The organism is Achromobacter marplatensis (genome assembly GCF_049060505.1).
GTDB lineage: Bacteria > Pseudomonadota > Gammaproteobacteria > Burkholderiales > Burkholderiaceae_B > Achromobacter > Achromobacter marplatensis_A.
Map to the genome: position 1 here is coordinate 892,065 of NZ_JBMGRB010000001.1, position 22,521 is coordinate 914,585.

Annotated in this window: 26 protein-coding genes and 1 tRNA gene; 12 read left to right on the forward strand and 15 right to left on the reverse strand. The window is 64.6% G+C overall.

The genetic code is table 11. The annotated features are described in order from the left end of the window. Positions 1 to 57 precede the first annotated feature (57 nt). From ACI0FO_RS03975 to ACI0FO_RS03995, 5 genes are all read right to left on the reverse strand, one after another. The gene (locus ACI0FO_RS03975) at positions 58 to 1,035 is read right to left on the reverse strand and encodes a bile acid:sodium symporter family protein (RefSeq protein WP_105554889.1); all 978 of its coding nucleotides are present in this window, start codon (positions 1,033 to 1,035) and stop codon (positions 58 to 60) included. A 163-nt stretch (positions 1,036 to 1,198) separates the two neighbouring features. Next, entirely contained in the window at positions 1,199 to 2,179 is a 981-nt protein-coding gene (pdxA, locus tag ACI0FO_RS03980; protein WP_416024277.1) for a 4-hydroxythreonine-4-phosphate dehydrogenase PdxA, read from the reverse strand. Next, a complete protein-coding gene (locus tag ACI0FO_RS03985; RefSeq protein WP_416024279.1) occupies positions 2,176 to 2,481 on the reverse strand; it encodes a hypothetical protein in 306 nt (101 codons plus the stop codon). Before ACI0FO_RS03985 ends, pdxA begins: the two co-directional genes overlap by 4 nt. Positions 2,482 to 2,563: 82 nt before the next feature. Beyond that, on the reverse strand, positions 2,564 to 3,022 hold the full coding sequence (locus tag ACI0FO_RS03990; protein WP_006225043.1) for an Lrp/AsnC family transcriptional regulator: 459 nt from the start codon (positions 3,020 to 3,022) through the stop codon (positions 2,564 to 2,566). Between the two features lie 142 nt (positions 3,023 to 3,164). Further along, positions 3,165 to 3,770 (reverse strand): hypothetical protein, encoded by a 606-nt coding sequence (locus tag ACI0FO_RS03995; RefSeq protein ID WP_416024281.1) that lies wholly within the window; start codon positions 3,768 to 3,770, stop codon positions 3,165 to 3,167. A gap of 171 nt (positions 3,771 to 3,941) precedes the next feature. Between ACI0FO_RS03995 and ACI0FO_RS04000 the strand changes: the two genes are divergently transcribed. Both ACI0FO_RS04000 and ACI0FO_RS04005 read left to right on the forward strand, forming a co-directional pair. Next, positions 3,942 to 4,187: a hypothetical protein gene (locus tag ACI0FO_RS04000; RefSeq protein WP_006225041.1), complete on the forward strand. Its 246-nt coding sequence runs from the start codon at positions 3,942 to 3,944 to the stop codon at positions 4,185 to 4,187. Between the two features lie 226 nt (positions 4,188 to 4,413). Beyond that, on the forward strand, positions 4,414 to 4,647 hold the full coding sequence (locus ACI0FO_RS04005; RefSeq protein WP_105554886.1) for a hypothetical protein: 234 nt from the start codon (positions 4,414 to 4,416) through the stop codon (positions 4,645 to 4,647). A gap of 7 nt (positions 4,648 to 4,654) precedes the next feature. Here ACI0FO_RS04005 and ACI0FO_RS04010 read toward each other — a convergent pair whose 3' ends face one another. Together ACI0FO_RS04010 and ACI0FO_RS04015 are read right to left on the reverse strand one after the other, a co-directional pair. Then, positions 4,655 to 5,218, reverse strand: coding sequence for a DedA family protein (locus ACI0FO_RS04010; protein WP_416024283.1), 564 nt, complete (start codon positions 5,216 to 5,218; stop codon positions 4,655 to 4,657). Beyond that, on the reverse strand, positions 5,215 to 6,654 hold the full coding sequence (locus ACI0FO_RS04015; protein ID WP_416024284.1) for a PLP-dependent aminotransferase family protein: 1,440 nt from the start codon (positions 6,652 to 6,654) through the stop codon (positions 5,215 to 5,217). The genes ACI0FO_RS04010 and ACI0FO_RS04015 overlap by 4 nt, the downstream gene beginning before the upstream one ends. Before the next feature lie 169 nt (positions 6,655 to 6,823). On the opposite strand from ACI0FO_RS04015, the gene ACI0FO_RS04020 reads away from it, so the two are divergent. From ACI0FO_RS04020 to ACI0FO_RS04035, 4 genes are all read left to right on the forward strand, one after another. Beyond that, a complete protein-coding gene (locus ACI0FO_RS04020) occupies positions 6,824 to 7,213 on the forward strand; it encodes a hypothetical protein (RefSeq protein ID WP_416024286.1) in 390 nt (129 codons plus the stop codon). A gap of 20 nt (positions 7,214 to 7,233) precedes the next feature. After that, positions 7,234 to 7,310: transfer RNA gene (locus ACI0FO_RS04025), tRNA-Met, on the forward strand. A gap of 183 nt (positions 7,311 to 7,493) precedes the next feature. Further along, positions 7,494 to 7,838: a hypothetical protein gene (locus tag ACI0FO_RS04030; protein ID WP_105554882.1), complete on the forward strand. Its 345-nt coding sequence runs from the start codon at positions 7,494 to 7,496 to the stop codon at positions 7,836 to 7,838. A 371-nt stretch (positions 7,839 to 8,209) separates the two neighbouring features. Continuing rightward, on the forward strand, positions 8,210 to 9,466 hold the full coding sequence (locus ACI0FO_RS04035) for a TIGR03862 family flavoprotein (protein ID WP_416024288.1): 1,257 nt from the start codon (positions 8,210 to 8,212) through the stop codon (positions 9,464 to 9,466). An 18-nt stretch (positions 9,467 to 9,484) separates the two neighbouring features. On the opposite strand, the gene ACI0FO_RS04040 is transcribed toward ACI0FO_RS04035, so the two are convergent. The 4 genes from ACI0FO_RS04040 to ACI0FO_RS04055 form a co-directional block, all read right to left on the reverse strand. Then, a complete protein-coding gene (locus tag ACI0FO_RS04040) occupies positions 9,485 to 9,886 on the reverse strand; it encodes a hypothetical protein (RefSeq protein ID WP_416024290.1) in 402 nt (133 codons plus the stop codon). A 70-nt stretch (positions 9,887 to 9,956) separates the two neighbouring features. Beyond that, complete coding sequence (locus ACI0FO_RS04045) at positions 9,957 to 10,316, reverse strand: hypothetical protein (RefSeq protein ID WP_416024292.1); 360 nt, start codon at positions 10,314 to 10,316, stop codon at positions 9,957 to 9,959. 71 nt (positions 10,317 to 10,387) lie between these two features. Next, on the reverse strand, positions 10,388 to 11,368 hold the full coding sequence (locus tag ACI0FO_RS04050) for an LLM class oxidoreductase (protein WP_416024554.1): 981 nt from the start codon (positions 11,366 to 11,368) through the stop codon (positions 10,388 to 10,390). Positions 11,369 to 11,496: 128 nt separating this feature from the next. Continuing rightward, positions 11,497 to 12,132, reverse strand: coding sequence for a glutathione S-transferase family protein (locus ACI0FO_RS04055; protein WP_416024293.1), 636 nt, complete (start codon positions 12,130 to 12,132; stop codon positions 11,497 to 11,499). A gap of 261 nt (positions 12,133 to 12,393) precedes the next feature. On the opposite strand from ACI0FO_RS04055, the gene ACI0FO_RS04060 reads away from it, so the two are divergent. The 5 genes from ACI0FO_RS04060 (at position 12,394) to ACI0FO_RS04080 (ending at position 16,444) form a co-directional block, all read left to right on the forward strand. Next, positions 12,394 to 12,525 (forward strand): entericidin A/B family lipoprotein, encoded by a 132-nt coding sequence (locus ACI0FO_RS04060; RefSeq protein ID WP_105555535.1) that lies wholly within the window; start codon positions 12,394 to 12,396, stop codon positions 12,523 to 12,525. Between the two features lie 125 nt (positions 12,526 to 12,650). Next, complete coding sequence (locus ACI0FO_RS04065) at positions 12,651 to 13,082, forward strand: BPTD_2524 family lipoprotein (RefSeq protein ID WP_416024296.1); 432 nt, start codon at positions 12,651 to 12,653, stop codon at positions 13,080 to 13,082. A gap of 3 nt (positions 13,083 to 13,085) precedes the next feature. Next, positions 13,086 to 13,493 (forward strand): hypothetical protein, encoded by a 408-nt coding sequence (locus tag ACI0FO_RS04070; protein WP_416024298.1) that lies wholly within the window; start codon positions 13,086 to 13,088, stop codon positions 13,491 to 13,493. 102 nt (positions 13,494 to 13,595) lie between these two features. Continuing rightward, entirely contained in the window at positions 13,596 to 14,888 is a 1,293-nt protein-coding gene (locus tag ACI0FO_RS04075; protein WP_183016170.1) for an aspartate carbamoyltransferase, read from the forward strand. A 134-nt stretch (positions 14,889 to 15,022) separates the two neighbouring features. Continuing rightward, positions 15,023 to 16,444, forward strand: coding sequence for a diguanylate cyclase (locus ACI0FO_RS04080; RefSeq protein WP_416024300.1), 1,422 nt, complete (start codon positions 15,023 to 15,025; stop codon positions 16,442 to 16,444). Positions 16,445 to 16,626: 182 nt separating this feature from the next. Here the strand turns inward: ACI0FO_RS04080 and ACI0FO_RS04085 are convergent, their stop codons facing one another. Beyond that, on the reverse strand, positions 16,627 to 17,526 hold the full coding sequence (locus ACI0FO_RS04085) for a recombination-associated protein RdgC (protein WP_416024302.1): 900 nt from the start codon (positions 17,524 to 17,526) through the stop codon (positions 16,627 to 16,629). Positions 17,527 to 17,677: 151 nt separating this feature from the next. On the opposite strand from ACI0FO_RS04085, the gene ACI0FO_RS04090 reads away from it, so the two are divergent. Beyond that, positions 17,678 to 17,887 carry a hypothetical protein gene (locus ACI0FO_RS04090; RefSeq protein WP_105554872.1) on the forward strand — a complete coding sequence of 70 codons (210 nt, stop codon included), beginning with the start codon at positions 17,678 to 17,680 and terminating at the stop codon, positions 17,885 to 17,887. Between the two features lie 373 nt (positions 17,888 to 18,260). Here ACI0FO_RS04090 and ACI0FO_RS04095 read toward each other — a convergent pair whose 3' ends face one another. The 3 genes from ACI0FO_RS04095 to ACI0FO_RS04105 all read right to left on the reverse strand — a co-directional run bounded on the left by ACI0FO_RS04095 (position 18,261) and on the right by ACI0FO_RS04105 (position 22,322). Further along, on the reverse strand, positions 18,261 to 19,922 hold the full coding sequence (locus ACI0FO_RS04095; protein ID WP_416024555.1) for an MFS transporter: 1,662 nt from the start codon (positions 19,920 to 19,922) through the stop codon (positions 18,261 to 18,263). A 218-nt stretch (positions 19,923 to 20,140) separates the two neighbouring features. Beyond that, positions 20,141 to 21,517 carry a sensor histidine kinase gene (locus ACI0FO_RS04100; RefSeq protein WP_416024557.1) on the reverse strand — a complete coding sequence of 459 codons (1,377 nt, stop codon included), beginning with the start codon at positions 21,515 to 21,517 and terminating at the stop codon, positions 20,141 to 20,143. A 115-nt stretch (positions 21,518 to 21,632) separates the two neighbouring features. Then, complete coding sequence (locus tag ACI0FO_RS04105; protein WP_006218337.1) at positions 21,633 to 22,322, reverse strand: response regulator transcription factor; 690 nt, start codon at positions 22,320 to 22,322, stop codon at positions 21,633 to 21,635. Between the last annotated feature and the right edge of the window lie 199 nt (positions 22,323 to 22,521).

A 22,521-nucleotide genomic window follows, 5' to 3' on the forward strand; every position in this document is an offset into this window, starting at 1 on the left:
ACCCACCCCCACAAAAAAACCGCGCCGTGGCGCGGTTTTTTTGCGGCCAGGGTAGGCTCAGCCTTCGATTTCGGGACGCTTGCCGTAGCGCGCGGCCAGGACGCCGCACACCATCAGCTGGATCTGGTGGAACAGCATCAGGGGCAGCACGATGGCGCCGACCGCGTGGCCGGCGAACAGCACCTGCGCCATCGGGATGCCGCTGGCCAGGCTCTTTTTCGAGCCGCAGAAGAGCAGGGTGATGCGGTCTTCGACATTGAACCCCAACAGCTTGCCGGCCAGCGCGGACAGGCCCAGCGCCAGGGCCAGGATCACGGCGCAGCAGACCACCAGACCCACCAGCGCGGGGATCGGCGTGGTGCTCCACAAGCCTTCATTGATGGCTTCCGAGAACGCGGTGTAGACCACCAGCAGGATCGAACCCTGATCGACGAACTTCAGCATTGCCTTGTGCTTGTGCACCCACGCGCCGATCCAGCGGCGGGCGAATTGGCCCAGCACGAAGGGCAGCAGCAGTTGCAGCATGATTTTCCCGACCGCGTCGAACGAGATCGGGGCGCTGCCGGCGTTGGCCACCACCGTGCCCACCAGCAGCGGTGTCAGGAAAATGCCCAGCAGGCTGGATGCCGACGCGCTGCACACGGCGGCGGGCACGTTGCCGCGCGCCATGGACGTGAACGCGATGGCCGACTGCACCGTGGCGGGCAGGCAGCACAGGAACAGGATGCCCAGGTAAAGCTCGGGGGTCACCAGCGGTTCCAGCACCGGCTTGAGGGCCAGGCCCAGCAAGGGAAACATCAGGAACGTGGCGGAGAAGATGGTCAGGTGCAGCTTCCAGTGCGTCAGGCCCGCGATGATGGCCTCGCGGGACAGGCGCGCCCCGTGCAGGAAGAACAACAGGCCGACGGCGATGTTGGTGATCCAGCCGAATATCACGACGCCTTGTCCGTGCGCGGGCACGATGCTGGCGATGATGACGGTGCAGATCAGGTAAAGGGTGAAGCGGTCGGGTAGAAGGCGAACAAGGCGTGACATGGAGGGATAAAGGGCAAGTCGGGAAAGCGGCGGCGCGCCAGGGCGCCGGAAACGGGGCGTATTGTAGTCCGGTGCCCACCCAAGGCCCAAGGCGCCCTAGGGCCTGCGCCGCTCAGCCTGGGGCCTGCGCCGCCCGCAACCCTTTGCCTGCATCTGTCAGGCCCTAGGGCGTCATGGCCAGCGCCAGATCGAAGGCGGCGACCAGCGAGGCTTGGTCGGCGACGCCGCGGCCCGCAATGTCGAAAGCGGTGCCGTGGTCGACGCTGGTGCGCACGAAAGGCAGCCCCACCGTGACGTTCACGCCGTGGTCCAGCCCCAGGTACTTGACGGGGATGAGGCCTTGATCGTGGTACTGGGCCACGACGATGTCGAACTCGCCGCGGCGCGCCCGCATGAAGATCGTGTCGCCGGGCCACGGGCCGCTGGCATCGATGCCTTCGTCGCGGGCGCGGGCGATGGCCGGCTCGATGATGTCGATGTCTTCGCGGCCGAACTTGCCGCCTTCGCCCGCATGCGGGTTCAGTCCGGCCACTGCCACGCGGGGCGCGGCAATGCCCATTTGCCGGCACGCGCGGTCGGCCAGCCGCATCGCGGTCAATTCGGCTTCGGGGGTGATGCGGGCGATGACGTCCGCCAGCGCGACATGGATGGTGACCAGCAGGACGCGCAGTTCGTCGTTGGCCAGCATCATGGCAAAGTCCTGCGTCGCGGAACGCTCTGCCAGGATCTCGGTGTGGCCGGGATAATCAATACCGGCCTCGTGCATGGACTTCTTGTTCAGCGGGGCGGTGACGATCGCGCGGATGCGGCCGGCCTGCGCGTCGTCGATAGCGGCGCAGACGTAGTCGTAGGCGCCGCGTCCCGCTTCCGCGCTGATCTGGCCAGCGGGCAGGTCGGCGGGCAGGGCAGGGCTGCACGCAATGACGCTGATGCGCCCCGCATCCGGCTGGGCGTGCTCCACGCCCGCGATTTCAACGATATCCAGGCGCGCGCCGAGCTGGGCCGCGGCACGGCGCAGCGCGCCGGCGTCGCCATACACCACGCAGGGCGCGTTCAAACCTTGCGCATACGCTTTGACGACGATCTCGGGGCCGATGCCGGCGGCATCGCCCATGGTGATTCCCACGGGCAGGGAAGATTTCACGATGCTTTGTCTTTAGGAGGATCGATGGCGCCGCATTCGAATGTCACGGTGGCGCGCTTGGAGCCCAGGCCCGTCGCATGGTTCGACGTCACCTTCGGCTTTTGCAGCTTGCGGCCAAGGGACTGGCAGTATTGATCGGCGCGTTGCAAGGTCTGATTCTTGAGTTCGACCCAGGTCAGCAGTTGCGTGCCCGAACTGTACGTGACGCTGTACGTGTTCTTATCGACGGACGTGACCTCGCTCATGCTGGAACAGGCGGCAAGCAGGGTCAAGAGGGCGGCGGAGGCAAGGCGTGCAAGCATGGATCGTCCAGAAATCTCGTTATCCGCCATTACAACACCATGTCGGGCCGCGAGAAAAGGCGGACGACACGGGGCCGGTGGATCAGGGCGCGGCGACGGCGCTGCGGCGGTCCACCTTGCGGCTCAGCACGATCGACGTTTGCGTCTGCTTGACGCCGTCGATCAGGCCGATGCGGTCCAGCAATTCGTCCAGTTGTTCATGGGTTTCGCAGCGCAGGAAGATCAGATAGTCGTAGGGGCCGCTCACGGAAGACACCTCTTCCACTTCAGGCATCCGCTCCAGTTCGCGGATCACGGCAGCCGGCGTCTTGGGCAACACGCTAATGAAGCAGTAGGCGCGCACGGCGGCTTCTTCCAACAGCCGCCCCAGGCGCACGCCATAGCCCGAGACGATGTGCTCGCGTTCCAGCCGGGCGATGCGCGCCACCACCGTGGTGCGGGCCAGCCCCAGCTTGCGTGCCAGGATGGCGGCGGGTTCGCGCGCGTTGGCGGAAAGCAGGCTGAGTAGTTGCCGGTCAATGGCGTCGAGTCGTTCGTTCATGCGGAGGGTGAGGGGCGGGGACAGGAGTGCCGACGGTACAGGCCGGGGCATGTCGTCGTCAATGCGCAGGCAGGCACGCGCAAGGATGACTGCCGATGCGTGAACGCCGCCGGACATGGGACTGGGGCGGCCAGTCAGCAGGCTAACCGTCGGATTCCGGCGGGATGCCGCCATGGTAGATGCGGCCGTCGAACTCGAAGCGCGTGATGGTCTTGTGCGCGGCGTCGAAGATGCGGTCGCGGCTGGCGTCGTCCAGTCCGTCGTGGTCGGCGAAGCGGAAGCGGCACAGGTCGATGTCGCTGTCGTAGAACACGGAATGCACGAAACGGCTGACGTCGGATTCATGGGCAAAATGGGCGAACTCGCGCAACTGCTCCATTTCGTGAAAGGCGCCGTTGCGGCTGACAAGCAGCATGCCGAATTTGCGTTCTTCGTCCGCCTCGAGTTCGGGCGCGGGCGGCGCTTCGGCGGCCAGCGGGTCTTCGTAGTCGAAGCGCGCGCCAGCGTCGCGCATGGCGGCCAGCACCTTCTGCCATTCCCGTTCATCCAATGTCAGGCGGGCCATCATATAGAACAGACGCTGGCGACCCAACAGGCGGGGCTCGGGGCCGCCGGCGTAGCTGGGCCAGGGCGTGGCCGCATCCAATCCCGCCAGTTCCGCCATGCGTGCGTCGCTGTAGCCCAGGCGGTCTTGCAAGCGCTGCAGGGACTGGGCGTCCGGGGGGGCGTAATTCTGGATCGTCTTCATAAGCGCGCTCCGGTGGCCCGAGGCGCCGTGGATGGCGCCGGGGGCGTGCGCCGCGGTGCCCTTGCGGCTACGCTTCATGCTAGCGCGGCGCGTGGCGCTTGCCTAGCGCCGGCGAGCCCGCAGGCGCCATGCTAGGATTTGCGCCGACTCACAATGCCAGGAGGCTTACACATGGACATCCAGGAACAAATCGCCGTCATCGTGCATACCATTTCGCACCAGGGCGGCCGCATCGACGCGCTGAATTCGACCTTGCTGTCGATGCTGCATCTGGTCAAGGCGTCGCCCGGTTTGCGCGAAGCGATCGAGGCCCAACTGGAGCAGAACTACTCCAGCCTGCTGGCCCGTTCCGAAAATCCGCAATACGTGGCGGGTTTCGAAAGCGTGCGCGACATGATCGCGACCGCGCTGAAGTAGCCGGTTCCCCACCGAAGTTACCCACAGCTTCTGTGGACAAGCCTTGGGATAGTCCGGGCATAGATCCGCAAATCCCTTTGTTTACAAGGGCTTGGGAAGGGCGGTCAAAGGTGGCTCCTTTTGCGCTTTTTAAGTCCCTGTTTCAATGTCCTACACGGGACGCCCAAGCCGGGTAATATGCGGCCCCATGCGGAATCAGTATCGATTGGAACACCGGGGCGGAGCCATGTTGGCCCGCGTCTCGGAAGCGGCAAAGCTGGCGGCGTTCGACCCCGGCAAACTCACTCCCGAAGCGCGCCAGAGCTGGGAGCGCATGGGGCATGGCTTCAAGGCCTGGCACGACTTCGACCAGCGTCATCCCATCCTGCGCCGCCTGGCATTGCTGCCGCTGATCGGCGGCTGGTACCGCAAGGCACGGCGGCGCCACGTGCTGTACGCCAGCGGCCGCGTCGTCTGTTGACGTCCGGTCAGCGCCTGCGTCGCGTGACGAAGTGGTACGCCAGCCAGATCGCCACGCCGATCACGGCGGCCACCGCCAGTTTGGTTTGCGCGCCGTGCAGACGCCCCAGCAGCGACTCGATGGTCTGCCCGAAGGCGTAGCCTAGCAGGCTGAATCCCGCGGCCCAGATGGCGGCGGCGATCGCATTGAGCACCAGGAAGCGCAGCGCCGGCACGCGTGAGATGCCTAGCGCCACCGGGCCGACGGTGCGCAGCCCATACAGGAAACGCAGGCTCAGGATGAAGCCGTGCGGATAACGATCGACCAACGCCAAGGCGCGTTCGAAGGCGGGTTTTTCACGGATGCGCCGCACCAGACGGTGGTCGCGATAGCGCCGGCCCAGGAAGAACAGCAACTGGTCGGCCGCGAAAGAACCGGCGAAGGCGCACAGCATCACCTCGGGCAGGCGCAGCAGATGCTGATGCGCCAGGAAGCCGGCGAACACCACCACGCTTTCGCCTTCTAGAAAGGTGCCGCCCAGCACGGCCCACAAGCCGTAGTCGGCGATGAACTGGTGCAGCGCCGAATTCATCCCTGGCGCTCGCCGACGATGCGCGCCAAGGTCAGTAAGGCTCGGGAGATCTCGGGCGTGGTGCGCTGGCCGCAGCTGATGCGCAGGAAGTGGTCATAGCGGGTGCCATTCGAAAACATCGCGCCCGGCGCGACGCGGATGCCTTGTTCAAGCGCGGCCTCGAAAACCTCCATGCCCGACCGGCCGCCTGGCATTTCCACCCACAGCAGCATGCCGCCTTGCGGCACGCTCAGGCGAGTGCCGCGCGGAAAGTGCGCGGCGATGGCTTCGGCCGTCTGGTCGCGCTGGATTTTCAACAGCCTGCGCAAGCGCGCCAGATGCCGGTCATAGGCACGCGATCCCAGGAACTCGGCAACGGCAATCTGCGCCAGGGGCTCGTTGGGCCGGCTTTGCGCGAACTTCAGCATGGCGATGCGGGCCTTCCAGCGGCCGCCCAACAGCCAGCCCAGGCGCATGCCCGGCGCCAGGGTTTTGTGCATGGACGAGCAATAGATGACGTTGCCGGTCGCGTCCCAGGACTTGGCCGCAGCGAGCGGAGTGTCGTCGTCGGTCAGCGCGCCATAGGTGTCGTCTTCGATCAACGGCACCTGCTGACGTTCGCACAGCGCCACCAGCCGGGCCTTTTCCGCGTCGGGCATCACGCAGCCCAGCGGGTTCTGAAAATTGGGTACCACGACGACCGCGCGGATATTGCCGTGCGTCTGGAAAGCCAGGTCCAGCGCCTCGATCGACAAGCCGTTCTGCGGGCTGGTGGGAATCTCCAGCGCGCGCATCCCGAGGCTTTCCAGGATCTGCAGCAGGCCGAAATAAGTGGGCGATTCGACGGCAATGGTGTCGCCGGGCCGGGCCACCGCGCGCAGCGCCAGGTTCAACGCTTCGATGCAGCCATGCGTGACGATCACGTCGTCGGGCGTGGCGTTGATGCCGTTGGCCAGCGAGCGGCGAGCCAGCACCGTGCGCAGCTCCGGGTGGCCTTGCGGCGGAACAGGGCTGACCAGCACCTGTGGCGACATGCGCAGGGCGCGCGTCATCGCCTGCTTCAGCGCTTCCATCGGATAAGCCTCGGGCACCGCCGCAGCCAGCGCGAAGTTGGCGCTGACGGGATGCGCCTCGCACTTGGCGATGAAATCCGAGACCCGGTCATGAATGCCCACGTACTGTGCGGCGCCCAGTGTCTGGCGGATGTCGGGTTCGTTGACCGGCGGGATGCTGTTGCGGCGTGGCTGCAAGACGAAATAGCCCGAGCGGGGCCGGGCTTCGATCAACCCATCGTCTTCCAATTGGCGGCAGGCCTGCAATGCGGTGGACAGGCTGACGTGATGGGTACGCACCAGTGTGCGGACTGAAGGCATGCGCTGGGCGGGCGCCAGGACGCCCGTCTGGATGGCGCGCCGATAGTGGTTTGCCAGGCGAAGGTACAGCGGTTGTGGGTCCATGCGCCGATCATGCTCCCCGAGGTTGGAATGAGGGTAGGCACAGATTGATGCAAAGTACACCATAACAGCATCAAAATCGAGCATCTGCATCGGTACAGAAACGTCTGGGGTGTGGCTGTTGCGCAAAGCAGGCGCCGCGTAGCCTGTAAGGGTCCGACTGGAGATCACCATGAATGCCGAACCCAACGCCGAATTCACCCAACCCGCGGCCCGCCGCCTGGAAATCGCCAGCGGCGCATGCCTTTTTTTGACGCTGCGTGCCGGCGCAACGCTGGTGTGCGTGGCGGGCAGCGTGCGCGTCGACGAGCCGTCCGCGGGCGTCGAAGCCGCGAATGGCCTGGTTATACCGGTGTCCATCCCGCTCCATGCGGGCGAAGCGCACGGGGTCGGCTACGGTGGGGCAGTGCGCGTAACGGCGATCGCCCGCGCGGAAGTGATTTGCCTGGACGTTCCAAGTCCTCTGGGCCGGTTTTTACGGCTGGCGACAACTTTTTTTGGCATAAACGGGCCGAAAAACACGAATAACCCCGTGGTTGCGCTGCACAAGATTTCAAAATGATGTATAGTTCACACATCAGACGCGGGGTGGAGCAGTCTGGCAGCTCGTCGGGCTCATAACCCGAAGGTCGTAGGTTCAAATCCTGCCCCCGCAACCAGTTTCAGAGAAAAAGCCGCGATTTCAATCGCGGCTTTTTTTCGTCCTTTTTTTGTCTCTGACTTGCCTTGGGTCAATCCTTTGTTCCAGCCCGGAGTTTCCCGGGTATTGCAGGCCGCACAGCGCCGCAGCCCTGAGCTACCATGGGTCACGCGCGCTAGTTCGCCGCACTCGAGGAGGGTCCATGGGTACCGCAAAATACGATCATCCCGGCTATGTCGCCGACGCCGGCGCCGAAGGTAAGTATCACGTCGGCATCTGGTGCCCGCACGGTTACCCGGCGCATATCCATATCGGCCGGCCTGCGGAACGCGGTGATCCCCAGGCGCTGCTGCGCCTGCGTATCCCCGATGGCGTCTTCCAATCATTGCCCGACGATCCCGAAACCCTGTGCCGCCGCGCGTTGGGCCAAGCCATGGATGCCGGCCTGCTGCGTTCAGTGGGCGTGGATGGCGAATACCAGGAGTTGCGTTTCCAACTGGATGCGGAGCCCTGGTCCGGCCCGATGCAGGCGGCGGGCAACGCCTGACGCCGGAACACGCCTGACGGAGGAAGTTACCCACAGCGACTGTGGACAAGCCTTGGGATAGCCTTTGCGCATGTCCAAATTGTCCTGTCATAACAAAGGCTTGGCGCCTGCGGTCAATAAATGGCCGGCGCCAGGCCTTTTTTCTCGTCTCAGCAGGCTTGCGCACCACCGGGCCAAGGGAAATGCGCCCCCGTAGGAGGGCAGCAAGCATGCGAAGCATGCGCGGCGTGGGGCTTCTTGCCTTTTTAGTCATCGTGCGACAATCCTTCCCTTCGCGGCGCGCACCGCGTATCGCTCGTCCAGCCAACTTCGATTTTCCCCATGCCGTGTCCTTTGTCCCTGCACGCCCCCGCCTTGATGGCGCCGGCGCCATGACCATGAACGCTTCCCAACGCGTCGCCGTCATCGGTGGCGGGCCGGCGGGCCTGATGGCGGCGGAAGCGCTGGCTGCCCAAGGTTTGCAGGTAGACGTGTTCGACGCGATGCCCTCGGTCGGCCGCAAGTTCCTGATGGCGGGGCGCGGGGGGCTGAACCTGACGCATAGCGAGGCTGCCGCCCCGTTTCTGGCGCGCTACGGCGAACGTGCGGCGCAGGTGGCGCCGTGGCTTGCAGCGATGGACGCCGCCGCGTTGCGGGAATGGGCGCATCAACTGGGCGTCCAGACCTTCGTGGGGTCGTCAGGGCGTGTCTTTCCCCAGGAAATGAAGGCGGCGCCGTTGTTGCGGGCCTGGCTGGCCCGGTTGCGCGCAAGCGGCGTGCGCTTTCATATGCGCCATCGCTGGCTGGGATGGCCGCAAGGCGATGCGCCGTCCGCGCAAGTTCTGCGGTTCGACACCCCGGAAGGCATGCGCACCGTGGCGGCAGACGCCGTGGTGCTGGCCTTGGGAGGCGGGAGCTGGGCAAAACTGGGATCGGATGGGGCCTGGGTCGCAGGATTGCAGGCGCATGGGGTTGCCGTGGCGCCGCTACGCCCCGCCAACTGCGGCTTCGACGTGGCGTGGTCCGAGCACTTCCGGCAGCGGTACGCGGGCCAGCCGGTCAAATCCGTTGCGATGTCGTGCTTGCTGCCCGCCGGCGGCCGGGTGGCCCGGCAGGGCGAATTCGTGGTGTCGGAGACGGGTATCGAGGGCAGTCTGGTCTATGCGCTGTCCGCGCCCTTGCGCGATCAGATAGACGAACAAGGACAGGCCGTCGCCATGCTGGATCTGGCGCCTGACTGGTCACAGGAAAAAGTCATGGCTGCGGTTACGCATCCACGTGGAGCGCGTTCCATGTCCAGCCATTTGCAAAGCCGCCTGGGGTTGACGGGCGTGAAAGCCGGACTATTGCGTGAATGCGCATCCGCCCAGGATTTCAAGGACCCGGAACGGTTGGGGTTGCGGATCAAGGCCTTGCCGCTGACGCTTGCGCGCGCGCGGCCCATGGATGAAGCCATCAGCACCGCGGGCGGCGTGTCGTTCGATGCCGTGGATGCCGGTCTGATGCTGCGTCGGGCACCGGGCGTGTTCGCCGCGGGTGAAATGTTGGATTGGGAAGCGCCTACCGGGGGCTACCTGCTGACGGCCTGCATGGCCAGCGGACGCGTGGCCGCGTCGGGCGTGACGCGCTATCTGGCGGGCAAGCCCTAGGGTTGCCGTGCGGGTCGATCAGGAGCCGGTGGGGTAGGGCGCCATGCCCAGCGGCGTGCGCGGCGCCAAGTCGCCCACGACGTGGCCGACAACGGGCGGGCCGCCGTCCGGCTGCGTGATGATGCCGATGACGCGCGTGATCGCGCTGGCGGGAATGTCGGTGCCGTGGGCGGGGTCCTGTACCAGTTGCCAAATGGTGGCGGCAGGGTCCGCATCCCCCTGCGTTTCCGTCGAGGCATCCAGGCAACTGCGCGCAAAGAAGGACCAGTCCGAAGCGCTGCAGGGCAGGCCATGCGCGGTTGCCAAGCGGGCTAGCGCCAGCGGCGCATCCGGTTGGCCGGCAGCGTGCTGGGCGGCAGCGCCCAGCGAGACATCCAGCGACAGCAGGCGGAGAAACTCTACGACATTGTCCGAATTCATTGTGGGGGTCTCCTGTAGCTGTTCTGGTTCAGTGCCGGCCGCCGCTGCCAGGCCGGAAATAAGGGGCGTTTCAGCCGGGGCCTTGTCCCAGCATCGACACCAGCGATTTCTTCAGACGGGCTGAAAAAATCGGTACCGTATGAGAAACGCCATTCCGGTCGACGCCTTCCTTTAGTTCGACCGATTGTCCCAGGAAAATTTCCGGAGCGGCATTGATTTCGTTATAGCGGGCCAGCAGTTCGTCAACGTGCGCTTGCGCGTCGGCCAACGTGCTGCTGTCCGCGAGCTTGCCAGCGGCATGGGCTTGCAGGATTCGGTGCAGATCGTCGATGAACAGCGCCAATGCCGCTTGTCCACGGCATTGCGGCTGTTCCCAGCCCCAGCCCTGCGGGGCTGCGCCAGCGTTCTGCGGTACAGGTTTTTTGCTCATTTTCGAATCCTAATCCATTGCCGGCAAATACGCGACAGCCGCGGCCGGGCCGCATTGTAGGTCGGACCGATCTACCAGCGAACGGGAGCGGGAGCCACGTCATCATGCGAGGGAAAGTGGGGCAGGACTTCTTCGGCCAGTTCCTGGATCACTTCGGCAGGCGGGCGTTCCGAAAATTGGATGCCCAGCGCCGCATGGTTGACGCCGGCCGCTTGCCAACGCGCCAGCAGGTCCAGCAAGCCCCGGCGCCCCGTGCGCAGCACGTAGCCGCCTTGCATTGGCGTGCGCGGATGGTCCGGATCGGCGCTCAAGTCCAGCCATTCATTGGTGGCGTGCGGCCTGAACCCGGCATCCGGGATCAACGCGCGCCAGGATCGGATCTTTTGCGCCAGCCGTTCGGGGCCGGCGTCGTCGTGTGTGCTGTCGGGGTACGTCAGCCAGCCGTCCGCGTGTTCACCGACCCATTGCGGTGTCTGGCGGCAAGAACCGGTGATCAGCAACGGCACGCGCCCACCGGACGGCTTGGGCAGCAACTGCGGCCCCGCCAGTCGGCCCAGGGGAGAATTGATGGCGCCGTGGGGAGCTTGCAACAGCTGTCGGAAGTAAGAGACGGTTTGGGCGAACCGATCCCCGCGCTGCGCGGCGTCCAGCCCATATGCGGGAAATTCGACGGGGCGATCGCCCGAGGCGATCCCCATGACCAGCCTGCCGCCAGACAACCGGTCCAGTGTGGCGGCGGCCTTGGCGAGATCGATGGGGTGCCGCAACGGGAAGACCGCGCTGCCCGTGGCGAGCGCGACGCGTTCGGTGCGGGCCGCCAGATATCCAAGATAGGAAAAGGGGTCGAATACCTGCCCGGCGTCGCCGAAGCCGGGATCGAAAAGAGGGACATCCCGGACCCATACGGCGGCAAAGCCCCGGCGGTCGATGTCGGCGACCAGGTCGGCCTGGCCTTGCAACACGGCCATATCGCCTTGATAGAACCGCAAGGGAAGAAAGACGCCCACCGTCAGCCGGTCCGGGGCGAACATGCGCCGGTAGCCGGGGTGCATGGCAAAGGCGGGGGCGGACGCGCCGGCGGGCGTTGAGGGGGTGGACGCGGAATGGGGCATGGGATCAGGCGTGGGCTCAGGCATGGATAAGGTCGTGGGGACATTAAGGAAAGCTGGACGCGCGAGCATCAGGGGCCGGTGGCCGGCTGGGGCAGGGCGATACCGCGTTGCACGGCCGGGCGCTGGCTGGCACGCAGGTGCCAGGCGCTCAGGTGCACATGCCGGCTGAAATCGAATTCGACGATCCGCGCAATGTGCATCCAACCGAAAGTCGCGATATCAGCGATGGAAAAGTCGTCGCCCGCCAGCCACTCGCGCACCGCCAGGCGCGCGTCGAGCACGGCGAAGGTGTCTTCGCTTAAGCGTCGATAGCGCTGGATCGAGGCTTCGTGGCGGTCTTCGGCAAAGCATTCGGCATGCACGCGCTGGCCTAGCAGCGGCCCCATGCTGGCGCTGTGGAACATCAGCCAGGTGATGGCCTCCCAGCGCGCCGCGGGATCGGCGGGCAGCAGGCGGCCGGTCTTGTCGGCCAGGTACAGCAGGATCGCCGCCGACTCGAACAGGGTGATGCCGGTGTCGGCGTCATGCAGCACCGGGATCCGGCCATGGGGGTTCAGCGCCAGGAAATCGGGATGGCGATGCTCTCCCAAGTCAATGCGCACAGGGTGAAGCAGGTAGGGCACCGCCAATTCTTCAAGCGCGATGGTGATCTTGAAGCCATTGGGCGAACTGTCCGTATAAAGGTGCAAAGCGGGGGAGGTCATGGGCAATGAAGACAGTAGGGCTATTTCCTGGAATACAGGGTTAGGACCGATTCTGGATTCAATGCCACTGGTAGTAAAACGATCATTCCTGGTAAGTGAGGATAGATTTTCTAAAGCGGCCGGCGGCGCGGCCGGGGTCCAGCGGGGACGTTCATTGGGCCCCTTGACTGCGGCGGCCCGGCAGCGGAATCGGGAGGATGCGCAAATCGGGGCCTTTGGGGTATGCTGGCTTCGGTTTCTACGCCCAGACAGGAGAGGTTTATGAAGAACAGAGTCGTTCTCGTCATGCTGCTTTCGATCGCCGCCCTTACGGCTGGCTGCAACACTGTTGCGGGCGCTGGCAAGGACATCCAGCGAGGCGGTGAGAAAATCGAGGGCGCCGCGAACAAGTAGGCCGTCCTCCCGTTGCCGCCTAGCCGGCTCAAGGCCACGCCAGAAATGTCCAGGCATTTCCCGCGTGGCCTTTTTGCAGCCGCTGGCATAATCGCGGGAGTCCGAATTTCAATGCGGGAAGAATCATGCGCAAGTCAGTATGGGTGGGTGTGGCGTTGGCGGCTCTGTTGGCCGGATGCGCAAGCAAGGGCGTCTACGAGGCCGATACCGTAAGGAAAGAGACCTTCAGCGTCGACACCAACTACCAGGCCGCATTCCGCCGTGGCGGCGAATATGTCCGCGCCTGCCATGTGAATGTGCAGCATGCCTACGGCGTCGCTTACGCATGGCGCCACTCGCTGGGCGAAAAAGGCGCTCCCGACGAAATCCAGCTGTACAAGGTGGGCGAGCCCGCCACGGTGCTGGAGCTGATTTCGGCCGAGGCCGACGGCCCGGCCAAGTCCAAGGTGACGGTGACCGTGCTGGGCGAAGGGCGTTGGGATGCGGCTGAAATCGCCGCTGCCCGGGCCTCGATCCAGAGCGCGACACCGGTCTGCCGCACGGCCAACGGCGGCTAGCGCATGGATTCCCGCGTGCAGCTTCGATCCTCTGGCGCGCCGTTCTCGCTGCTGGCGGGGGCGTTCCGTTTCCTGGGGTGGCTGAACGGGGGCGCGGCCTTGGTCCTGGTGGCTTTTTCGCTGGGAATCGTGGGCGGCGACATCGCGGCGCCAGACCTTCAGTTGCCGCTGGCGCTGTTCCTGGCCGGACTGCTGACGTCATGCCTGGGAGTGCTTTTCGCCTATCTGGCGCAGGTCAGCCTGTTGCGCCAGGGCGACAGAGGGCATCCGACGCGCGGCCATTGGCCTGCCCAGTTGCTGGCGATGGCCTGCTACCTGCTCAGCGCCCTGGCGTTTTGCGGTGCTTGCTGGTTCTCGCTGGGGCAGGCCACCACGGATCCCCAGCAGATGACGTCCTACGCCAGTCGCTAAGGTTTCAAGGGTAAACCCTTGTACGCAAAAATGTTGGACTTGCTCTTGTGTTGAGAATAATATGCGCGGTGCGTATATAAATCCTCTTTCTCGGGGTCCGTCATGACCATCTCCCAGCAAGCCTTCCTGCGCGACGCCATGCGCCGCCTGAACCTCACGCGCGACGTGTTCGCCACTCGGATCGGCGTGAAGCGCCGGGCATTGGATACCTGGCTACTGCCAGAAGGCTCGCAGGAATTCCGCGCGATGCCGGAAGTGGTCCAGCGTTTTGTCAGCGAAATCGTGCAAAACGGGGTGCTGCTGGAAAAATATACGCAAAGCGTACAAGACGGGCCGTTGCGCGAGCGCATTGCCGTCGAAGGCAAGAATCAGCTGTTGTCGGTGGACCAGTTCACGCGCGAGTCGGTCGAAGACCTGTTCCGCGTGGCGGACATGATGCAGCCCATCGCACGCCGCCAGAAAGTGTCGCGGGTGCTGGAGGGCGCCGTGCTGGGCAACCTGTTTTTTGAAGCCAGCACGCGTACCCGCGTCAGCTTCGGTTCGGCGTTCTGCCGGTTGGGCGGCTCGGTTTGCGACACGACGGGCTTCACGTTTTCGTCGATGGCCAAGGGCGAATCCATCTATGACACCAGCCGCGTCATGAGCGGGTACGTGGACGCCATGGTGATCCGTCATCCGGACCAGGGGTCGGTCGCGGAATTCGCGCGCGCCACCAACATCCCGGTGGTCAACGGCGGCGACGGTCCCGGCGAACACCCCAGCCAGGCCCTGTTGGATCTGTACACGATCCTGACCGAGTTCTCGCGCTTGGGCAAATTGCTGGACGGCGCACACATCGCCATGGTCGGCGACCTGAAGTACGGCCGCACGGTGCATTCGCTGATCAAGCTGATGGCGCTGTACAAGAACGTGAAGTTTTCGCTGGTGTCGCCGAAGGGCCTTGAAATGCCCAGCTACATCATTGAGCAGGCCAGTCGCAATGGCAACGTGATTGAACAGAAGACGTCACTGGCCGAAGGCCTTTCGGGCGCCGATGTGATCTATGCGACGCGCGTGCAGAAAGAGCGCTTCGCCAACGAAGAGAACGAAGGCTACACGCCCGACTTCCAGATCAACCGCGCCATCATCGACGCCTATTGCAGCTCCGAGACCATCGTGATGCACCCGCTGCCGCGCGACAGCCGCCCGGGCGCCAACGATCTGAGCGTGGACCTGAACCATGATCCGCGCCTGGCTATCTTCCGTCAGACCGATAACGGCATTCCGATCCGCATGGCGATCTTCGCGGTGTTGTTGGGCGTGGAAGGGTTGGTGCAGCACTCGCTGCGCGACGTGACCTGGCAACACCCGTCGCATGTCGGTCCCGACGACTCCGTGTTTCACGGTCTGGAATAAGCCCGCCCGCCCACCGCCCCGCCTGCAATTGCACCAAGGTGGGGCGGTGTTTGATATTTGAAGGATAATCCGCGCTGTTTTTCCATCGCGTGTCGTTCCAAGACACGCGCGGAGTTTTTGGGGCGGATGATCTTATGTCTTCGAGCAATGGCGCGGTTCCGGCGTGGACGGGCGGCGCGGGCCAAGCGTGCTACCTGAGCGCGTCGAACGCGCAAGCCTGGGAAGCGGTCTATCAATCGGTCGATGCCTATACGCGCGGCCAGGTCGCGGCCGTGGTGGGCGATAGCGCCAGGGAGCTGGTGGACGCTTTTTATTCCACCTTGCTGGCCGATGCCGAGGCCGGCCCGCGCCTGTCCCATGAGATCGTCTCGACGCGGCTGCACAGCGGCATGAAGAACTGGCTGAAAGGCCTGTTCTGCGTGCGCGATCAGGGCGACATTGCCGCGCTGATGGCGACGCAGAAGAAGGTGGGCGAAGTGCATGCCCGCGTCCATATCCCCATCCATCTGGTGATGGCGGGCGCTCGTATCCTGAAGAACGAGATTGCCGAACGGCTGCGCGCAAGCGATCTGGACGGCACGGCCGCGTCCATCGCCACGCAGTATGTCTGCAATCTGTTCGACCTGGCGATCGAGCAGATGAGCCGCGCCTTCATGCGCGACATCAACCGTGGCGCGCGCAACGACGAGGCGTATCGGCTCTTTGCGCTGGGCCAGAACATTTCGACCGAACGCGAGCGCCAGCGCGCCGCGCTGCTGGAATGGAGTCAGGCCGTGCTGATCGGTCTGCACTACCGCGCGCCGGAGCAGGCGCTGCCGCGTCTGGCGGCATCGGAGTTCGGGCTGTGGTTGCAGCACAAGGGCGGTGTGCTGTTCGAAAGTGCGCCCGCGCTCAGGCAGATTACCGAGGCCGTCACGCGGCTGGATGATGTGGTGCTGCCGCAGTTGATGCTGGCGGATGCGCAGCAGCAGGTACCGATGCCCGACCAGGTCCGCGAACTGCAAGAACTGGTGGCGCGCATCAAGCATCTGCTCAATGGTCTGTTCGACATGGTGGCCGAGATCGAGAGCGGTAGCGATCCCTTGACCAATGTGTTGAACCGGCGCTTCCTGCCGTCGGTGGTGGGACGCGAAATCGCTATTTCCCGGCGCCAGGGCAGCCACTTTTCGGTGCTGCTGCTGGACATCGATCATTTCAAGGCGATCAACGACGCGCATGGGCATGCCGGCGGCGACCAGGTGCTGCGGCAGTTCGCGGAAGTCGTGCATCAGGCCTGCCGTTCCAGCGACTTTGTGTTCCGCTACGGCGGCGAAGAGTTTCTGGTGGTGCTGGTGGACTCGGGACAAGACGCGGCGCTGGCTGCTGCCGAGAAACTGAATGCCGAAATCCGGCGCCACGCATTCTCGATTCCAGAGGCGGGTGCTTTGCGCATCACGGCAAGCATCGGCGTGGCGACGTTCGACGGCCATCCGGACTATGCCTATTTGATCGACCGCGCCGACAAGGCCTTGTACCGCGCCAAGCAGGCCGGCCGGGACCGCAGCGTCGCGGCCTGAGTGTGGCGGCGGCGCGGGTGGCCAAGCCCGGTGCGTATCGACGAGGTCCGGTGCGTGACGCCAGTGGAAATGAAAAGGCCGCCCTGAAATTAACTGCCCCCCGAAGGTTGGACGTAGATCCAACCTTCGGGGGGCAGTTCAAAACAGGACGGCCTTTGGCTTCGAGCCAGTGCTGACGCGGCTTAAATTTTCTTTTCGCCGCCCAGCGCTTCGACCAGCTCGGTCATCATCTTGGCAAGTTCGCCCGTCATCAGCATCATGTCGGAATCGAATTTCTCGTCATCGTTGGCGGCCACGCCTTCGTTGCCTTCCTTCAGCACGTCCAGCGGCGAAACCCGCTTGACGTCCAGGCCTTCGGTCAGGACGAACGAGATGCGGTCGGCCCACGTCATGGCCAGGCGCGTGCACTGCTTGCCCGACTGGATGTGGCGGCGCACGTCGTCGGCGTCGATCGAGTGCTTCACGTAGCGGATGGCTGCCCCGCTTTCACCCGACGAACGCAGTTCGGTGTCCTGGTCGATGGTGAAGTTGGAGGGGGCCTCGTCTTCGGCCAGCCAGCCCGTCATGGCGGACGCGGGCGATTGCGCCACGTACAGGTTTTCGAGCGGGAACGGGTCTACGCATTTGGCCAGCAGGCCAATGACTTCGTCGGCCTTCGCCGAGGCGGCTGCGTCGATGACCAGCCAGTGGTTCTGCGGGTCGATCCAGACACGGGTGTCGCGGTAGACGCTGAAGGCGCGCGGCAGGAGTTCGTCCGTGACGCGTTCCTTGATTTCCTTCATCTGTTTGCGACCCGGCTTGTAGCCTTGCTGCTCTTCGATTTCCTGGGCGCGCGCCTTGGCGACCTGGTTCACCACGGTGCCGGGCAGAAGCTTCTTTTCTGCGCGCAGGGACAGCAGGATCTGGCCGTTGACGACGTGGGCAAGCCCGCCGTTTTCGCGCGGCGGGACCCAGCCCAGGCTTTGCATTTCGAGGTTGTTGCCCGCTTGGTAGGCGTGGCGCGCAAGCGTTTCTTCAAGCTGCTCGCCAACGAGCGTCCACGGCGAGGAGAGGCGGTAAATCTTGAGGTTTTTGAACCACATGAGCGTCGGCCAAAAGGGTAGATTCTATACGACGCGGGCAGTTTGCCGAAGTGCTGCAATAGGGGGGGCGACAGGCGACACGTTCTGTCACTGACACACGCGGTTCTATGCGTTAACTTCCGCGCACCGACATGGAATCGGAGAGGAACACATGAAAATCATTGGCGCCATCCTGATCGTCCTGGGCATCGCGGCCCTGGCCTACAAGGGCTTCAACTACAAGTCCGAAGAAACCGTCTTGCAGATCGGTTCGGTGAAGGCCACGGCCGAAACCGAAAAGTCGGTGCCCATCCCCGCCTGGGCCGGCATCGCTGCCATCGTGGCCGGCGTGTTGGCGATTGGCGTCGGCATGCGCCGTTGACAGGGCGGCCGGTCCGACCGGCCTGAACCCGACCATGGCGGCCGCCTTGCGGCCGCCATTCTTTTGTCCGCGCGCAAAAAAAAGCGGCCCGGCGCAATAAAGGCCGGGCCGGTACGGGAGCACACAATACCGCGTCATAAAAGGCTCGCGGGGAACGCGGTATCGGTGTCAGAACACTAGCCCTGCAATCGTCTGACAGGGGGATCAATCGTCAGCCGATCTGGCGCAAGGCCGCAATCTGAAGCGCCAGTCTAAGCGCGAGGGTCTGACATCGTCCTGAAAGTGACCAAGAGATTAGTCAAAAAAAAAGCTCCATAAGGAGCTTTTAAAGGCCGGGCAGGCGCAGCAGTCCCACCCGGCGGGGGATGGTCGTTTAGGCGTTGATGTCGTTGTCCTTGGATTCGCGCACGAACAGCGTGCCGATGACCAGGGTCATGACTGCGATGATGATCGGATACCACAAGCCGTCGTAGATGTTGCCCGTGGCAGCCACCACCGCGAAGGCGACCGGGGGCAGGAAGCCGCCGAACCAGCCGTTGCCGATGTGGTACGGCAAGCTCATCGAGGTGTACCGGATGCGCGTCGGGAACATTTCCACCAGCATGGCGGCGATGGGGCCGTAGACCATGGTCACGTACAGGACCAGGATCGCCAGCAGCACCACGACCATGACGTTGTTGCTTTGCGCCGGATCTGCCTTGGCCGGGTAGCCGTGGCTGCGGATCGCGGTGGTCAGCGCCTTGTCGAGTTCAGCGGCCTTGGCCTTGAAGTCGGCGGGGGCCATGGCCTTGCCGTCGAACGAGACGAACTCGTCGTTGCCGATCTTGACCTTGGCTACCGAGCCTGCCGGCGCCGCTTCGTTCTTGTAGTTCACCGAGTTGCGGGCCATGAAGGACTTCACGACGTCGCAAGAGCTGGTGAACGCGGACGTGCCCACCGGGTTGAACTGGAACGAGCAGGTGCCCGGGTCAGCGATGACCGTGACGGGAGCGGTGGCCTGGGCCTTTTCCAGCGCCGGGTTGGCGAAGTGGGTAATGCCCTGGAAGATCGGGAAGTAGGTCGCCGCGGCGATCAGGCAGCCCGCCATGATGATGGGCTTGCGGCCGATCTTGTCCGACAGCGCGCCGAAGACCACGAAGAACGGGGTGCCGATCAGGAGCGCGATCGCGATCATGATGTTGGCGGTGTTGGCGTCGACCTTCAGCGTCTGCGTCAGGAAGAACAGTGCGTAGAACTGGCCCGTGTACCAGACCACGGCCTGGCCGGCGGTCAGGCCCAGCAGCGCCAGGATCACGACCTTCAAGTTCTTCCATTGGCCGAACGATTCAGCGATCGGGGCCTTCGAACCCTTGCCTTCTTCCTTCATGCGCTTGAAGGTGGGCGATTCGCTCAGTTGCAGGCGGATCCACACCGAGATGCCCAGCAGCACGACCGAGATCAGGAACGGAATGCGCCAGCCCCAGGCTTTGAAGTCGTCTTCGCCCATCACCGTGCGGATGCCCAGGATGACCAACAGCGACAGGAACAGGCCCAGCGTCGCGGTGGTCTGGATCCACGAGGTGTAGAAGCCACGACGGCCGTGCGGGGCGTGTTCGGCGACGTAGGTCGCCGCGCCGCCGTACTCGCCGCCCAGCGCCAGGCCTTGCAGCAGGCGCAGCACGATCAGGATGGCCGGAGCGGCCAGGCCGATGCTGGCGTAGCTGGGCAGCACGCCGACCAGGAATGTCGACAAGCCCATGATCACGATGGTGACCAGGAACGTGTATTTGCGGCCGACCAGATCACCCAGGCGTCCGAACACCAGTGCGCCGAACGGCCGCACGGCGAAGCCTGCGGCGAATGCCAGCAGGGCGAAAATGAAGCCCGCGGTGGGGTTCACGCCAGAGAAGAAGTGCTGCGCAATGATGGCTGCGAGCGAGCCATATAGGTAGAAGTCGTACCACTCGAAAACCGTGCCGAGTGATGACGCGAAGATGACGCGGCGTTCATCCTTGGTCATCGGGCGCGGTTCCGCGGAAGGACCGCGGCCTGCCATGGTTGTTGTGCTCATGATGTCTCCTCGTTTTTTGGCCGGCGGTTTTCCGCCGTGCTTGGCCCTTTGCCGGCGAGCCGACATCGAGCTATACGCAACATTGAGGCGCGAGGCTGACGAGGTTCTGACGTAACCCTTACCCGAATCTTAAAATTGAAACTAGACGTAACTGTTGCGCGCGGGACTAGGGATAGTCCTAGGCGGCGATGCTGCGGTGGCGCTCAACTTTCAAGCAGGCTTGGGCGGTCGTCGTAACCCGGGAACACCACGCGGATGCGGGTGCCGGGCAGGTCGGAATGCGCGTTGGGATGATCACTGATCAAAACGGTGGCCTGATGCTTCTGGGCGATTTCGCGCACGATCGCCAGGCCCAGCCCGCTGCCGTCCGATCCCGTGCCCAGCACGCGGTAAAAACGGTCAAACACGCGTTCGCGCTCTTCGGGCGGGATGCCGGGGCCGGAATCCTCGACTTCCAGCACGGCTTCGTCGCCCACGCGCTGCACGCGGACGGTGATGTGGCCGCCACGCGGCGTATAGCGCAACGCGTTGTCCACCAGGTTGTTCAGCAGCTCGGCCAGCAGCAACGGGTTGCCGCTGATTTCGACGGGCTCGTCCGAGCCCTCGAAGCCCAGGTCGGTGCTAAGCGACAGCGCCTGCGGCACCCAGTGCATGGCCTGTTCATAGGCGATGGCGTTGATATCCGTGCGCGTCAGGCCGATGGCGCTGGGGTTTTCGGCGCGCGCCAGCAACAGCAGCTGATTGACCAGCCGCGTCGCGCGTTCGGATCCGGTCACCAGTTGGCGCAGGCTGGACTGCATCTCTTCGGGGCTGGCGTCGCGCAACGCCAGTTCGGCCTGTGTGCGCAGGCCCGCCAGCGGCGTCTTCAACTGATGCGCGGCATCCGCCACGAAGCGGCGCTGCGCCTGGACGTTGGCCGACAAGCGGTCCAGCAGGTCATTCATCGCCGCGACCAGCGGCGCGATCTCGGACGGCGCCGCGCGTTCGTCGATGGGGGAAAGGTCGTCGGGACGCCGGGCCCGCAGGCGTTGCTGCAGGGCGTTCAGGGGCGCGACGCCGCGCGACAGCCCGAACCACACCAGCAGCACGGCGATCGGCAGCACCACAAACTGCGGAATGATCACGCCCTTGATGATGTCGTTGGCCAATTGCGTGCGCTTTTCCACCGTTTCGGCCACGATCAGCAGCGCCGGCTGGGTGTCGGGCAGATTCAGATCGACCCAGGTGAAGGCCAACCGGATGCCGAAGCCGCGCATGGTGTCGTCTTCGTACTGGACTTCGCCGGGACGCGGCTGGCCTACGGAGGCCGGCAGCGGCAGGGCGCGGTCCCCGCCCAGGTATTCGCCGCGGCTGCCCAGCGCCAGCCAGAACACGCTGTCGGTTTCGTCGGCCCGCAGCACGTCGCGCGCGGGATCGGTCATCTTCAGGACGGCGCGGCCGTCCTGGGCGTGGACCTGGCGGGTCAGCACATGGAGATTGTTGGCCAGCGCCCGGTCGTAGGGCACGTTGGCGATATTCTGCGCGACCACATAGGTGATCGCGACGCTCATGGGCCACAGCAGGAACAGCGGCGCCAGCATCCAGTCCAGGATTTCGCCCAGCAGCGAACGCTGGGGCGGTGCGAAGCTGGGGCCTTTGGAGCCGGCTTGCAAGATATCCAGTGCTTCTTGATTCAGCGGCTCGGGCCTTGCGGATTCAGCTGGCGAGGTACGCGGCACCCTGGTCCCGCTCCAGACAGTAGCCCAGTCCGCGCACGGTCACGATCTTCACGCCGCTGGGCTCGAGCTTCTTGCGCAGGCGGTGCACATAGACCTCGATGGCGTTGGTGCTGACTTCCTCACCCCATTCGCAAAGGTGGTCCACCAGTTGCGTCTTGCTGACCATGCGCCCGCTACGGGTCAGCAGGATCTCAAGCAGGCTGACCTCACGCGCGGACAGGTCCAACGTCTGGTCGTCCACGATGGCGACGCGGCCGGTCTGGTCGAACAGCAGCCGGCCATGCTTGAGCATCGTGGCGCCGCCGCCCGCGCCGCGCCGGGTCAGCGCCCGCACGCGCGCTTCCAGCTCGGACAGCGCGAAGGGTTTGGCCATATAGTCGTCGGCGCCCAGGTCCAGCCCCTTGACGCGTTGCTCGATGCTGTCGGCGGCGGTCAGGATCAGGACGGGCAGGGCGGAATTGCGGGCGCGCAGGCGGCGCAACACTTCCAGGCCGGCCAATTGCGGCAGGCCGAGATCCAGGATGAGCAGGTCGAACGCCTGGGCAGCCAGCGCCGAATCGGCGGCCAGCCCGTCACGCACGGCGTCGACGGCATAGCCGTTGTGGCGCAAGGACCGGGACAGGCCGTCGGCCAGAATGCTGTCGTCTTCGGCGATCAGGATACGCATGGGCTGCTAGTGAAGAGGTCCCTGTGCGGCCCGCGCTTTGCGCGCTTGGCCTGCCCCGCCATAGGGAGCTGTCCGCCTTGTTAATCCGCTTGATGGGCGGGCCCGGCGGCGGAAAAGGGACGAAACGCCGGGTTCGCTTTGGATTCTGTCATATGGCGCGGGGCTTGCCCACTCAGGGTATACGTGCAAAACTCTGGCA

Excerpts from the sequence above, each read along its gene's own strand:
- ACI0FO_RS03995 (WP_416024281.1), bottom strand. The coding sequence starts at position 3,770 with ATGAAGACGATCCAGAATTACGCCCCCCCGGACGCCCAGTCCCTGCAG.
- ACI0FO_RS04035 (WP_416024288.1), top strand. The coding sequence starts at position 8,210 with ATGACCATGAACGCTTCCCAACGCGTCGCCGTCATCGGTGGCGGGCCG.
- ACI0FO_RS04040 (WP_416024290.1), bottom strand. The coding sequence starts at position 9,886 with ATGAATTCGGACAATGTCGTAGAGTTTCTCCGCCTGCTGTCGCTGGAT.
- ACI0FO_RS04065 (WP_416024296.1), top strand. The coding sequence starts at position 12,651 with ATGCGCAAGTCAGTATGGGTGGGTGTGGCGTTGGCGGCTCTGTTGGCC.
- ACI0FO_RS03990 (WP_006225043.1), bottom strand. The coding sequence starts at position 3,022 with ATGAACGAACGACTCGACGCCATTGACCGGCAACTACTCAGCCTGCTT.
- ACI0FO_RS03985 (WP_416024279.1), bottom strand. The coding sequence starts at position 2,481 with ATGCTTGCACGCCTTGCCTCCGCCGCCCTCTTGACCCTGCTTGCCGCC.
- ACI0FO_RS04105 (WP_006218337.1), bottom strand. The coding sequence starts at position 22,322 with ATGCGTATCCTGATCGCCGAAGACGACAGCATTCTGGCCGACGGCCTG.
- ACI0FO_RS04095 (WP_416024555.1), bottom strand. The coding sequence starts at position 19,922 with ATGGCAGGCCGCGGTCCTTCCGCGGAACCGCGCCCGATGACCAAGGAT.
- ACI0FO_RS03975 (WP_105554889.1), bottom strand. The coding sequence starts at position 1,035 with ATGTCACGCCTTGTTCGCCTTCTACCCGACCGCTTCACCCTTTACCTG.
- ACI0FO_RS04005 (WP_105554886.1), top strand. The coding sequence starts at position 4,414 with ATGTTGGCCCGCGTCTCGGAAGCGGCAAAGCTGGCGGCGTTCGACCCC.
- ACI0FO_RS04070 (WP_416024298.1), top strand. The coding sequence starts at position 13,086 with ATGGATTCCCGCGTGCAGCTTCGATCCTCTGGCGCGCCGTTCTCGCTG.
- ACI0FO_RS04090 (WP_105554872.1), top strand. The coding sequence starts at position 17,678 with ATGAAAATCATTGGCGCCATCCTGATCGTCCTGGGCATCGCGGCCCTG.
- ACI0FO_RS04080 (WP_416024300.1), top strand. The coding sequence starts at position 15,023 with ATGTCTTCGAGCAATGGCGCGGTTCCGGCGTGGACGGGCGGCGCGGGC.
- ACI0FO_RS04010 (WP_416024283.1), bottom strand. The coding sequence starts at position 5,218 with ATGAATTCGGCGCTGCACCAGTTCATCGCCGACTACGGCTTGTGGGCC.
- ACI0FO_RS04015 (WP_416024284.1), bottom strand. The coding sequence starts at position 6,654 with ATGGACCCACAACCGCTGTACCTTCGCCTGGCAAACCACTATCGGCGC.
- ACI0FO_RS04060 (WP_105555535.1), top strand. The coding sequence starts at position 12,394 with ATGAAGAACAGAGTCGTTCTCGTCATGCTGCTTTCGATCGCCGCCCTT.
- ACI0FO_RS04030 (WP_105554882.1), top strand. The coding sequence starts at position 7,494 with ATGGGTACCGCAAAATACGATCATCCCGGCTATGTCGCCGACGCCGGC.
- ACI0FO_RS04045 (WP_416024292.1), bottom strand. The coding sequence starts at position 10,316 with ATGAGCAAAAAACCTGTACCGCAGAACGCTGGCGCAGCCCCGCAGGGC.
- ACI0FO_RS04050 (WP_416024554.1), bottom strand. The coding sequence starts at position 11,368 with ATGCACCCCGGCTACCGGCGCATGTTCGCCCCGGACCGGCTGACGGTG.
- ACI0FO_RS04075 (WP_183016170.1), top strand. The coding sequence starts at position 13,596 with ATGACCATCTCCCAGCAAGCCTTCCTGCGCGACGCCATGCGCCGCCTG.
- ACI0FO_RS04085 (WP_416024302.1), bottom strand. The coding sequence starts at position 17,526 with ATGTGGTTCAAAAACCTCAAGATTTACCGCCTCTCCTCGCCGTGGACG.
- ACI0FO_RS04020 (WP_416024286.1), top strand. The coding sequence starts at position 6,824 with ATGAATGCCGAACCCAACGCCGAATTCACCCAACCCGCGGCCCGCCGC.
- ACI0FO_RS04100 (WP_416024557.1), bottom strand. The coding sequence starts at position 21,517 with ATGCTGGCGCCGCTGTTCCTGCTGTGGCCCATGAGCGTCGCGATCACC.
- ACI0FO_RS04055 (WP_416024293.1), bottom strand. The coding sequence starts at position 12,132 with ATGACCTCCCCCGCTTTGCACCTTTATACGGACAGTTCGCCCAATGGC.
- ACI0FO_RS04000 (WP_006225041.1), top strand. The coding sequence starts at position 3,942 with ATGGACATCCAGGAACAAATCGCCGTCATCGTGCATACCATTTCGCAC.